This window comes from Streptomyces sp. NBC_00647 (assembly GCF_045207245.1).
Classification (GTDB): domain Bacteria; phylum Actinomycetota; class Actinomycetes; order Streptomycetales; family Streptomycetaceae; genus Streptomyces.
Map to the genome: position 1 here is coordinate 7,901,383 of NZ_CP109040.1, position 11,649 is coordinate 7,913,031.

Annotated in this window: 9 protein-coding genes; 8 read left to right on the forward strand and 1 reads right to left on the reverse strand. The window is 72.5% G+C overall.

Annotated features, from left to right (window positions below):
* Positions 1 to 54 precede the first annotated feature (54 nt).
* Positions 55 to 1,866 (forward strand): gamma-glutamyltransferase, encoded by a 1,812-nt coding sequence (ggt, locus tag OG788_RS34725; RefSeq protein ID WP_406375033.1) that lies wholly within the window; start codon positions 55 to 57, stop codon positions 1,864 to 1,866.
* 62 nt (positions 1,867 to 1,928) lie between these two features.
* Here the strand turns inward: ggt and map are convergent, their stop codons facing one another.
* Entirely contained in the window at positions 1,929 to 2,696 is a 768-nt protein-coding gene (gene map / locus OG788_RS34730) for a type I methionyl aminopeptidase (protein ID WP_351547209.1), read from the reverse strand.
* Between the two features lie 32 nt (positions 2,697 to 2,728).
* Between map and OG788_RS34735 the strand changes: the two genes are divergently transcribed.
* From OG788_RS34735 to OG788_RS34765, 7 genes are all read left to right on the forward strand, one after another.
* Positions 2,729 to 2,983: a helix-turn-helix domain-containing protein gene (locus tag OG788_RS34735; RefSeq protein WP_406375035.1), complete on the forward strand. Its 255-nt coding sequence runs from the start codon at positions 2,729 to 2,731 to the stop codon at positions 2,981 to 2,983.
* A 172-nt stretch (positions 2,984 to 3,155) separates the two neighbouring features.
* Positions 3,156 to 4,091: an HAD hydrolase family protein gene (locus tag OG788_RS34740; protein ID WP_406375036.1), complete on the forward strand. Its 936-nt coding sequence runs from the start codon at positions 3,156 to 3,158 to the stop codon at positions 4,089 to 4,091.
* A gap of 334 nt (positions 4,092 to 4,425) precedes the next feature.
* Positions 4,426 to 6,330 carry a hypothetical protein gene (locus OG788_RS34745; RefSeq protein WP_406375037.1) on the forward strand — a complete coding sequence of 635 codons (1,905 nt, stop codon included), beginning with the start codon at positions 4,426 to 4,428 and terminating at the stop codon, positions 6,328 to 6,330.
* Between the two features lie 296 nt (positions 6,331 to 6,626).
* Positions 6,627 to 7,469, forward strand: a complete 843-nt coding sequence (locus tag OG788_RS34750) for a nitrilase-related carbon-nitrogen hydrolase (protein ID WP_351547221.1) — start codon at positions 6,627 to 6,629, stop codon at positions 7,467 to 7,469.
* Positions 7,466 to 8,749 carry an aspartate aminotransferase family protein gene (locus tag OG788_RS34755; protein ID WP_351547224.1) on the forward strand — a complete coding sequence of 428 codons (1,284 nt, stop codon included), beginning with the start codon at positions 7,466 to 7,468 and terminating at the stop codon, positions 8,747 to 8,749. Before OG788_RS34750 ends, OG788_RS34755 begins: the two co-directional genes overlap by 4 nt.
* Before the next feature lie 155 nt (positions 8,750 to 8,904).
* Positions 8,905 to 10,461 carry a PucR family transcriptional regulator gene (locus OG788_RS34760; RefSeq protein WP_406375038.1) on the forward strand — a complete coding sequence of 519 codons (1,557 nt, stop codon included), beginning with the start codon at positions 8,905 to 8,907 and terminating at the stop codon, positions 10,459 to 10,461.
* Positions 10,462 to 10,630: 169 nt separating this feature from the next.
* Positions 10,631 to 11,473, forward strand: a complete 843-nt coding sequence (locus OG788_RS34765; protein WP_356755994.1) for a nitrilase-related carbon-nitrogen hydrolase — start codon at positions 10,631 to 10,633, stop codon at positions 11,471 to 11,473.
* Positions 11,474 to 11,649 lie beyond the last annotated feature (176 nt).

The following is an 11,649-nucleotide window of genomic DNA, read 5'->3' on the forward strand; positions in this document are numbered from 1 at the left end:
GCGGGCATGTCGGGGAAGTTACGCTGCGCAGACGGCTGTTGACTGGAGGTACGGATGCGTCGCCCTCTTGCGCGGAATCTGGCGGTCTTGGCGGTTTCGGCCGCGGTGGTGTCGGTCGGTGCGGCGGCGCCGCCCGGGCCACCGGCCGCGGTCGCGAAGTCGCCAGCCCCGAAGGTGCCCGTCGCGGTCGGCTACGGCGGCGCCGTGGCGAGCGTCGACGCGGACGCTTCCGCCGCCGGCATCGAGGTCCTGAAGGAGGGCGGCAACGCCGTCGACGCGGCCGTCGCCACGGCGGCGGCCCTCGGCGTCACCGAGCCCTACTCGTCCGGCATCGGCGGGGGCGGCTACTTCGTCTCCTACGACGCCAAGTCCCGTACGGTGCGCACGCTCGACGGGCGCGAGACCGCGCCCCTGAGCGCCGACGCCGGGCTGTTCCTGGAGAACGGCAAGCCGCTCGCCTTCGCGGACGCCGTCACCAGCGGGCTGGGCGTGGGCACACCGGGCACGCCCGCCACCTGGCAGACGGCCCTGGACGAGTGGGGCAGCAAGCGCCTGAGCAGCGTTCTGAAGCCCGCCGAGCGCATCGCCCGCGCCGGGTTCACGGTCGACGCGACCTTCCGCTCGCAGACCGAGTCCAACCAGGCCCGCTTCAAGAACTTCCCCGACACCGCGAAGCTCTTCCTGCCCGGCGGCTCGCTGCCGGTCGTCGGATCGACCTTCAAGAACCCCGATCTGGCGCGCACGTACGAAGAGTTGGGCAGGAAGGGGACGGACACGGTCTACGGCGGCAGCCTCGGCCGGGAGATCGTCCGTGCCGTCGGCAAGCCGCCCGTGGACCCGGCGTCCGGCTACAACGCCCGCCCCGGCAAGCTGTCCCTGGAGGATCTCGCGGCGTACGAGGCGAAGCGCCAGGCGCCGACCAAGACCTCGTACCGCGGTCTGAAGGTCTACTCGATCGCACCCTCCTCCTCCGGTGGCACCACCGTCGGCGAAGCGCTCAACATCCTGGAGAAGACGGACCTTTCGAAGGCGAGCGAGGCGCAGTATCTGCACCGCTACATCGAGGCGAGCCGGATCGCGTTCGCGGACCGAGGCCGCTGGGTGGGCGACCCGGCCTTCGAGGACGTTCCCACCAAGGGCCTGCTCTCGCAGAAGTACGCGGACGGGCGAGCCTGCCTCATCAAGGACGACGCGGTGCTGACGAGCCCGCTCGCGCCGGGCGACCCGAGCAGTCCCGCCGCCTGTGCCACCGCGGGGACGGCCGCCCCGACGACGTACGAGGGCGAGAACACGACCCATCTGACGGTGGCCGACAAGTGGGGCAACGTCGTCGCCTACACGCTGACCATCGAGCAGACCGGCGGCAGCGGGATCACCGTCCCGGGGCGGGGTTTCATCCTGAACAACGAGCTGACCGACTTCTCCTTCGCGCCGGCCAACCCGGCCGTGCACGACCCGAACCTGCCGGGCCCCGGCAAGCGTCCGCGCTCCTCGATCTCGCCGACCATCGTGCTCGACCGGAGCGACAAGCCCGTCGTGGCGCTCGGTTCACCGGGCGGCGCGACCATCGTCACCACCGTGCTGCAGACACTGACCGAGTTCGTCGACCGAGGCCTCCCGCTGGTCGACGCGATCGCCACGCCACGCGCCAGTCAGCGCAACGCCGCCCAGACGGAACTCGAACCCGGCCTGTACGACAGCCCGTCGAGGGCGCGGCTCGAAGCCATCGGCCACTCCTTCAAACCGAACCCGGAGATCGGCGCGGCGACGGGCGTCCAGCGCCTCGCGAACGGCAAGTGGCTGGCCGCCGCCGAGAAGGTGCGGCGGGGCGGAGGTTCGGCCATGGTGGTGCGGCCCACGCCGTAGCGGCCGTGCCGCGGGGCGGCGGGACCGCTCGTTCGCCCCGCGGCGGTCGACTCCCCGAGAGGTCAGCGCGCCGTCAGGATGCGAGGGCCCGCGTCCGTGATGGCAACCGTGTGCTCCGCGTGGGCCGCTCGGGAGCCGTCGTCCGTACGCAGCGTCCAGCCGTCGGGGGCCGCGTGATAGCCGTCCGTGCCGCCGCCGATGAGCATGGGTTCGATGGCGAGGACCATGCCGTGCCGCAGGGGCAGTCCGCGGCCCGGGCGGCCTTCGTTGGGGACGGGCGGGTCCTCGTGCATCCGGCGGCCCACGCCGTGCCCGCCGAAGCCCTCCGGGATCCCGTACCCCGCCGCGCGGCACACCGTGCCGACGGCGTGCGCGATGTCCCCGACGCGGTTCCCGACGACGGCAGCCTCGATACCCGCGGCGAGGGCGCGCTCGGCGGTCTCCACGAGCCGCACGTCGGCGGCGCGCGGCTCACCGACGATGAAGCTGATCGCCGAGTCGCCCACCCAGCCGCCCAGTTCGGCGCCGAAGTCGATGGAGACCAGGTCGCCGTCGCGCAGCCGCTGGTCCGTCGGGATGCCGTGCACGATCGCGTCGTTCACGGAGGCGCAGATGACCGCCGGGAAGGGCGTGGGCGCGAAGGAGGGGCGATAGCCGAGGAAGGGGGAGCTCGCGCCCGCCTCGCGCAGGACCTGGTGTGCCACCTCGTCGAGCTCCAGGAGGGAGACGCCCACGTGGGCCGCCTCCCGCACCGCCGTGAGCGCCCTGCCCACGACCTGGCCGGCCGCGCGCATCTCGTCGATCGATGAGTCCGTCTTCAGTTCCACCATGCCAATTACTATACCGGTATTAGAATGGGCCCATGGTGCGAACCCCCCTGACCCCCGAAGAGCGTGAACGAGGCGAGCGGCTCGGCCGATTGCTGCGTGAGGCCCGCGGCGGTCGCAGCATGGCGGATGTCGCCGGGGTGGCCGGAATCTCCGCGGAAACCCTGCGCAAGATCGAGACCGGGCGCGCGCCCACGCCAGCCTTCTTCACGGTCGCGGCGCTGGCGCGGTCCCTCGGGCTCTCGATGGACGACCTCGTCGTGCGGTGCGCGTTGGCCCCGGTGGTCTGACCGGCCCCCGTGCGCCGTCCGGGCGCCGCACGGGGAGCGGTGTGTCATGCCCCTGCCAGCCGACCCGCTCGGCTGTCCAGGCCGGTCGTCGGCCGGCGTGGGTGGCTGCCGAATTGTTGAATTCGCGGAATAACCACTTGTTGTCTACACGCGTAGTCATTAGCCTCCGGCCATGTCGAACACCAACGCCCGCTTAGGCGTGGCGACTTCGAACGAACCGCCTCTAGGCGCCGCGCGGCTCTCCATCGGTCCGGAGCCCGAGGCCAGGCGCGGACGCCGCGTGCGCACGGTCGTGCGGCTCGTCTGCACCGACCTCGACGGCACCCTGCTCGACTCGTCCGGAGCCATCCGCGAGCGCACCCTGAGCACCCTCGCGGAGGCGGGACGGGCCGGCGTCGCCGTGGTGGGGGTGACCGGACGGCCCGTCCGGGACACCCTGGACCTGGCGCGGCGCTACGGGCTCACCGGGCCCGTGGTGTGCAGCAACGGCGCCGTGACCGTCGACGTCGCGTCGGGGCGGCTGCTGGACTGCCGGGGGTTCGGCTCCGCCGACGCGGCGGGGATCCTGCGCGCGGTGCGGGACGCGGTGCCCGGGATCGCGGTGGGCGTCGACTCCGTGTCCGGGCTCCGGCTGGAGGCCGCCTTCGTGCGGCTGGTGCCGAACCCCTGGTCGCACCTGCCCCTGGAGGACACGTCCGCACCGGTGGACGGGGATCCCGTGACCAAGATTCTCGCCGCCCACCCGATGCTGCTCGTGGACGAACTGGCCGACCTGCTCGCCACGGTCGTCGGTGACCGCGCGGTGATCACCAGGTCCACCGGCGACTTCCTCGAACTGTCGGCCCCCGGTGTCGACAAGGGGGAGGCGCTGCGCCTGCTCGCCGAGCGGCGCGGACTGCCGCTGGAACACACCGCCGCCGTCGGTGACATGCCGAACGACATCCCGATGCTGCGCGCGGCCGGGCTCGCCGCCGCCGTCGCCAACGCTCACGAGGACACCCTGCGCGCCGCGGACATCGTGCTGCCCAGCAACGACGACGAAGGCGTCGCCGCCCTGATCCGCCTGGTCCTGCCCCGGGCCCTCGCGGGGGAGGCGTGCCGAACCTGAGGCCGTCCCAAGGTCCGCCGCTCTCCGGGGAGTCCGGGGACCGCGGGCTCGCGGGCCGGCACGCGAGCGAGCGGTCGGCGCGCGGCGGGCGCCGGCCGCTCGCACGCGCCCGGCGCCGGCCTTCGCGCGCGGGCTGCGATGGGTCGGCTTTCAACAAGCTGACGGGGGAGGGGCGTAGGGTCGCTCGACATCGGCGCGCCCGACGGGGAGTGCGCCGATGCGGTCCCGCCCTGAGGGCTCTGCGTCCGCTCCGAAAACTCCCTGTAGCCGTCCCGTAACACAGTTGGTGTTTTCTACCGGGGCGGAGCACTCACGTCGGGCGGGGAGTTGGGTGATGGCTGTAGAACAACTCCCGGGACAGGTACTGGAGTTCGCTAGGTACCTGAACGGGCTGGTGGAACGACTGGACCAGAGCGGCGGCTGGTGCGGCGTCTTCTGGCAACGCGATCCCGACGGGATGCGAGCCTGCCTCCAGGGCTGGGAAGTGCCGCCCTGGGACGTCGTGGAGGCGCTCCTGCAGGATGTCGGCGCGGAGTTCGGGGAGCGCGCAGCCGCTCAGGAGACCCAACGGGCCCGTGGCCTGCACGACGCCTCGCTGGCCGCGTACGACGCCCGTCCGGGCGGCCGGGACGCCCTGGGCGACCGCCTCGACGTCATGCTCCGCGAACAGCGCTACGCCGCCGAACGCCAGGCCGAGCTGGGCGGGCTGCTCCACTCGGCCGCCTCCCGGGAACAGGCCGAGACGATCCGTCTGGACCTCGCCTGGGCCCAGGACGATCACGAACGCGCCACCGCGCGCTGCACCGAGCTCCGTCACCGCATCGACAGCGTCGACCGTCGTGCCCTGCGTACCCTCGCGCAGGACGCGCTGAGCTTTCCGGCCCCCGGCGCCGTGGACGGCGCGTGGGCCGGGCAGCCGGAGAACTGGGCGGACCCGTCCGGAACGGGAGGCGCCCGGCGCGGCCCGGAGACGGGTGCCTCCGGCATCCACCCGAGCGCGCAAACGGGCGGGCACGACACCGGCGCGAGCTCCCTCGGCCGGACCCCGGACCCAGGTCCCGGCGCCCGCCCGAGGGTCCCTGGGCAGGCGGGGCCCGTGTCTCCGCCGGTGGACCACGCGCCGGGCGGCGAAGGGGCGTACATCCGGGCCGCCGGGCACGTCTCGCCGGACGGGTGGACCCCGCCCCGCTCCGGCGCGTACGCCCCGGTCGAACGAACGGCCCCGAGCCCCGGCGCGTACGCCCCGCGCGCCGAGGGTGAAGGGCCGTACGCCGGGCGGGCGAACGGGAGGGCCGGACAGGACGGTGGGGGCGCCGAGCATGACGGGCCGCACTCCGGGCGGGACGGCGGGGGAGTCGCGGGTGAGGGCGGGGGCGCGCCGCGTGTCCCACGGCACCAGCAGGGCGTGAGCGACCCGATCGCGCGCCCAGAAGACGTCCATGAGCCCCCTGAGCGCGTCGACCGCTCCCAGCCCGCCCCCGAGCGCCCCGCGCCTCCCGCGCCGAAGCAACGCTCGAAGCGCCGCTCCCGGGGCAGCGCCCGCTTCGCGGGGATGGCGGAGCCGGACGAGACGCCCACGGCCCTGCCGGAGACGGCACCGGTGCTGCCCGCCCCGGCCGCGCCGACCAGGCGCACACCGCGCGGCGCACGCTTCGCGGGGGCCGCCGAGGAACCCGTGCGCCCGCGGACGCGGACGGAGCCGGTGGACGAGGACGCGCGACGGCTCACCGCGGACACCGTCGGGACACTCACGCGACTGCGCGGCGAAGGCCGCAGCGGCGAGGCGCACGCCCTGCTCGTCGAGGCGGCGTACTGGCCCGCCGCGCGCTTTCCCCTGCTCGCCGCCGAACTGCACCGCGCCGGTCTCGACGCGGACTGGGCCACCCTGCTGTGGGAGGCGGCCTCGCTGCCCGCCGACCGCCTGGTCGCCGCGGCCGACGCGCTCACCGCCGCCGGCCGCACCCCCGACGGCCGGCAGATGCTGCGCCAGGGCGTCTCCCGGCCCGCACCCGAGATCGGCGCCGCCGTACTCGACCTCGTCCACCAGGGCCGCCGTCGTGAGCTCGACGCGCTCCTCGACGCGTACGTCCGTGTGCGTGCCCCCGAGGAGGCCGCCCGCAGCGCCGAGGCGGACCCCCATCGCCTTGTGCCGCTCCTTCTGGAGGCGGCCCGGAGCGTGTCCGACGAATGCCACTGGGACCTGCTCCACGCCTTGCGCGTCGCCGGCCTCACCGCGTGACCGCCGGTTCCGGGCGCGGTCACGCGACCCGGCCGCCCGGCCCCGCGGGCCGCGCCGTCACCCGGCCGCCGGGCCCGCCGGACGGCGACGCCGGAAGACGTTCCCGTCCTCCGATCGGTCCCACCGTCCGGGGCCACCGGCCACGTCACTCACCCGGGGGGGTCAGAAACGTGATCGACTCAGCGGGTTAACGACGATGGTCTTGGCAAGGCTGTCCGGGGGGCTTACTTTCGAGCCTCTACAGCCTTTGTCTACGGGCGTAGAGGCTCTCTGACGTCCCGTCGAAGGAGCAGCTCATGGCCAACGTCGTACGCGCCGCCCTGGTCCAGGCCACCTGGACAGGCGACACCGCATCCATGGTCGCCAAGCACGAGGAACACGCCCGCGAGGCGGCCCGGCAGGGTGCCAAGGTCATCGGTTTCCAGGAAGTCTTCAACGCCCCCTACTTCTGCCAGGTCCAGGAGCCCGAGCACTACAGCTGGGCGGAACCGGTTCCCGACGGGCCCACCGTCACCCGTATGCGGGAGCTCGCGCGCGAGACCGGCATGGTGATCGTCGTACCCGTGTTCGAGGTCGAGCAGTCCGGCTTCTACTTCAACACGGCGGCCGTGATCGACGCCGACGGCACCTACCTCGGCAAGTACCGCAAGCACCACATCCCGCAGGTGAAGGGCTTCTGGGAGAAGTACTACTTCAAGCCCGGCAACCTCGGCTGGCCCGTCTTCGACACGGCCGTCGGCCGGATCGGCGTCTACATCTGCTACGACCGCCACTTCCCCGAAGGCTGGCGGCAGCTCGGTCTGAACGGCGCCCAGCTCGTGTACAACCCCTCCGCCACCTCCCGCGGCCTCTCCGCCCATCTCTGGCAGCTGGAGCAGCCCGCGGCCGCCGTCGCCAACGAGTACTTCATCGCCGCGATCAACCGGGTCGGGCAGGAGGAGTACGGCGACAACGACTTCTACGGAACCTCGTACTTCGTCGACCCGCGCGGACAGTTCGTCGGCGAGACGGCGAGCGACAAGGCCGAGGAACTCATCGTCCGCGACCTGGACTTCGACCTCATCGAGGAAGTACGCCAACAGTGGGCGTTCTACCGCGACCGGCGCCCCGACGCCTACGAAGGGCTGGTGCAGCCATGACCGACCTGTACGCCCGCCACCAGGCCGTCCTGCCCGACTGGCTCGCCCTGTATTACGAGGACCCGATCGAGATCACCCACGGCGAGGGCCGCCACGTGTGGGACGCCGACGGCAACAAGTACCTCGACTTCTTCGGCGGCATCCTCACCACGATGACCGCACACGCCCTGCCCGAGGTGACCAAAGCGGTCAGCGAGCAGGCCGGCCGGATCATCCACACCTCGACGCTCTACCTCAACCGGCCGATGATCGACCTCGCCGAACGCATCGCCCAGCTGTCCGGCATCCCCGACGCCCGCGTCTTCTTCACCACGTCCGGCACCGAGGCCAACGACACGGCCCTGCTGCTCGCCACCGCCCACCGGCGGAGCAACCAGATCCTGGCGATGCGCAACAGCTACCACGGCCGGTCGTTCAGCTCGGTCGGGATCACCGGCAACAAGGGCTGGTCACCGACCTCCCTGTCACCGCTCCAGACGCTGTACGTGCACGGCGGCGTCCGGACGCGTGGCCCGTACGCCGACCTCGGCGACGCCGAGTTCATCGCCGCGTGTGTCGACGACCTCAAGGACCTGCTCGGACACGTCCGCCCGCCCGCGGCGCTGATCGCCGAACCCGTCCAGGGCGTCGGCGGTTTCACGGCACCCCCCGACGGTCTGTACGCGGCCTTCCGTGAGGTCCTGCAGCAGCACGGCATCCTCTGGATCGCCGACGAGGTGCAGACGGGCTGGGGCCGCACCGGCGAGCACTTCTGGGGCTGGCAGGCGCACGCCGCCTCCGGCCCGCCCGACATGCTCACCTTCGCCAAGGGCATCGGCAACGGCATGTCCGTCGGCGGCGTCGTCGCGCGCGCCGAGATCATGAACTGCCTCGACTCCAACTCCATCTCGACCTTCGGCGGTTCACCGGTCACGATGGCGGCGGGGCTCGCGAACCTCACCTACCTCCTCGAACACGACCTCCAGGGCAACGCCCGGCGCGTCGGCGGCCTGCTCATCGAACGGCTCCGCGCGGTCGCCGCGCAGTTCGACGGGGTGCGCGAGGTGCGCGGGCGCGGACTGATGATCGGCATCGAGCTGGTCGAGCCCGGGACCGACCGGGCGAACCCCGAAGCGGCCGCGGCCGTGCTCGAAGCGGCCCGCGAGGAAGGCCTGTTGATCGGCAAGGGCGGCGCTCACAACACCAGTGTGCTGCGGATCGCACCGCCGCTCTCCCTGACTGTCGCGGAGGCCGAGGAGGGGGCGTCGATCCTCGAACGCGCCCTGAGGCGCGCCCAGTAGCAGATCCTGAGCAAGGGCGAGCGAGCCGATGGGGGCGCCCGGCGCCGAAGACCCCGACGTGCGAAGACCCGAAGGGCTGAGCACGCGTCGAGTCCTCGGCACCGGCCACAGCGCTCCGGAGGCGAACCGAGCCACAGAAAAAGGGGAACGCCGCCATGACCACCGCCTTGGAACCCGCTCTTTCGGTCCGCCAGGTCCTCGCCCTGGACCGGGTGCTCGCCGGAGAGCCCGAGGTGGTGGCCGGCGCCGGCCACCTCGACCGGTCCGTCCGCTGGGTGCACGTCGCCGAGGCGGCCGACGTGGGCGTCATGCTCAGCGGCGGCGAAATGGTCCTCACCACAGGGGTGTTGCTCGCGGGTGACCCCGACGCCCAGGCCGAGTACATCCGCTCGCTGCACCGGGCCGAGGCCGCGGCCGTCGTCCTCGGACTCGGCCGGGCCTTCCCCGCACCCCCGGACGTGATGCGCCGGGCCGCCGAACGCTGCGGACTGCCGATGGTCGTGCTCCACCGGCCTTTCCCCTTCGCCGAGTTGACGGAGGAGGTGCAGTCCCGGCTGGTGCGGAGCAAGTTCGCCGCCGTGAGCCTCTCCGAGACCGTACGGACCGCGCTCACCGGACTCATCACCACCGGTGCCCCGCTCCAGAGCATGCTCGACGAGATCGCCGTGCACGCCGCCTGCCCGGTCGTCGTCACCAACCTCGCCCACAGGGTCCTCGCCACCGCCGGCGAACGCTCCGCCGTGGACGACGTCCTGCGCGACTGGGACCGCATCGCCCGGCAGGCGGGCGGCAGCGAGGGCGACGGCTGGATCCGCGCCGAACTGGGCGGACGGGGCGAGAGATGGGGACGCATCGTGCTGTGCGGCCACCGGGGCGACGCGGGAACCGGGCGGCTGCTCGCCGACCGTGCCGCCGAGGCGCTGGTCCTGCACCGCATGCTCGGCGGCTCCGCCCACACCTGGGAGGAGGAGTCCGGGCAGAGCCTGCTGACCGACCTGGTGAGCGGTGTCGTACCGGCCCGCCAGCTCCTTCCCCGAGCGCGGGCCGCCGGCCTGCCCGTGAACCGCCGGACCTTCGTCCCCCTGGTGGTACGTGACGGCGACCCCGCCCAACTCGACCGCGTACTGAGGCTGCTGGGGCTCCCGGGGCTCGTCGCCGAGCTGTCCGACGGAGCCACCGCCCTGCTGCTCAGCCTCGCTCGTGACCAGGACGCGGAGGCCCTGGCCGCGCACTTCGCCGTACGGCTGCGACACGAGACCGGAGTCCCCGCCACCGTGGCCGCGGCCGGACCCCGTACCGCCTGGGACGACGTCCCCGCCGGACTCCGCGAGGCCCTGCACGTCGCCGAGGCCGCCGCCGACACCCCCGCCGGCCAGGACCGGCCGGCGCTGGTGCGGCTGCGCGACGTCCATCTGCGCGGCCTCGTCCGGCTGCTCCGGGACGACCCGCACGTCCAGTCCTTCGCGGAACGGGAACTCGACGGGCTGCTCTGCGGCGCGCAGGCGGACCCGCACCTGCTGCCCGTCCTGCGGACCTACCTCGCCACCGGCCGGAACAAGTCGCGCACCGCCCAGCTCCACCACGTCAGCCGGCCCGCTCTCTACCGCCGCCTGGAGGCCATACAGGCGCGCCTCGGCGTCGACCTCGACGACTTCGAGCAAGCCGCCTCCGTCCACATCGCCCTGCTCGCGCACGACGCACAACAACGGTGAAGACCCGATGGGCAACAACGGTGAAACACACGACGACTCAGGTGAAACACGGGACAGCGCGGAGGTGACACCGTGGAACGGCAGAGCACTTCGGACGTGACACGGTGCAACTCAAAGACCCGGCGCAGGGTTTCTAGGCTCCTCGCACACCGAGCGACCGGAGGTCCCGATGAGCAGAGTGATCCGCGCCGCCGTCTTCCAGACCGCATGGACCGGCGACAAGGAATCGATGATCCAGGTCCACGAGCAGGCGGCTCGCGACGCGGCCGCGCAGGGCGCACAGGTCCTGTGCTTCCAGGAGCTGTTCTACGGACCCTACTTCTGCCAGGTCCAGGACAAAGAGTTCTACGCGTACGCCGAGCAGATCCCCGAAGGCCCGATCGTCCGGCGCTTCCAGGCGCTGGCGAAGGAACTGGGTCTCGTCCTCGTCCTGCCGATGTACGAGGAGGAACAGCCCGGGGTCCTCTACAACACCGCCGCCGTGATCGACGCCGACGGTTCCTACCTGGGCAAGTACCGCAAGACCCACATTCCCCAAGTTCCGGGATTCTGGGAGAAGTTCTACTTCCGGCCCGGAAACTCCGGCTGGCCCGTCTTCGACACGGCCGTCGGCCGGATCGGCGTCTACATCTGCTACGACCGGCACTTCCCGGAAGGCTGGCGTGCCCTCGGACTCGCGGGTGCCGAGATCGTCTTCAACCCCTCGGCCACCTCACGCGGTCTGTCCGGCTACCTCTGGCAGCTGGAGCAGCCGGCCGCGGCGGTCGCCAACGAGTACTTCGTGGGCGCGATCAACCGGGTGGGCGTCGAGGAGTACGGCGACAACGACTTCTACGGGACCTCGTACTTCGTGGACCCCGAAGCCCAGTTCGTCGGAGAGGTGGCGAGCGACAAGGAGACGGAACTCGTCGTCCGCGACCTGGACATGGCCAAGCTCCGCGAGGTCCGCGACCGGTGGCAGTTCTACCGCGACCGCGCCCCGGGGGCCTACGGGCCGCTGACCGCGCCGTAGGGGCGGCTCGTGCCGCGGGCCCGGACCGGCCCCGGGCGCCGGACGGCGGCGCCCGGAACCGGCCGGACCCGCGGCACGGCGGTCGGCACGGTGCCGCCCGCGAACCGCCCCACGGGCTTCCTCACCAGGAAACAGCGTTGACCCCAGCCCCTGACAACCTCGGAGTCCCCTCAGTG

Coding starts and splice junctions, on each gene's coding strand:
- ggt (WP_406375033.1), top strand. CDS start 55: ATGCGTCGCCCTCTTGCGCGGAATCTGGCGGTCTTGGCGGTTTCGGCC.
- map (WP_351547209.1), bottom strand. CDS start 2,696: ATGGTGGAACTGAAGACGGACTCATCGATCGACGAGATGCGCGCGGCC.
- OG788_RS34735 (WP_406375035.1), top strand. CDS start 2,729: ATGGTGCGAACCCCCCTGACCCCCGAAGAGCGTGAACGAGGCGAGCGG.
- OG788_RS34740 (WP_406375036.1), top strand. CDS start 3,156: ATGTCGAACACCAACGCCCGCTTAGGCGTGGCGACTTCGAACGAACCG.
- OG788_RS34745 (WP_406375037.1), top strand. CDS start 4,426: ATGGCTGTAGAACAACTCCCGGGACAGGTACTGGAGTTCGCTAGGTAC.
- OG788_RS34750 (WP_351547221.1), top strand. CDS start 6,627: ATGGCCAACGTCGTACGCGCCGCCCTGGTCCAGGCCACCTGGACAGGC.
- OG788_RS34755 (WP_351547224.1), top strand. CDS start 7,466: ATGACCGACCTGTACGCCCGCCACCAGGCCGTCCTGCCCGACTGGCTC.
- OG788_RS34760 (WP_406375038.1), top strand. CDS start 8,905: ATGACCACCGCCTTGGAACCCGCTCTTTCGGTCCGCCAGGTCCTCGCC.
- OG788_RS34765 (WP_356755994.1), top strand. CDS start 10,631: ATGAGCAGAGTGATCCGCGCCGCCGTCTTCCAGACCGCATGGACCGGC.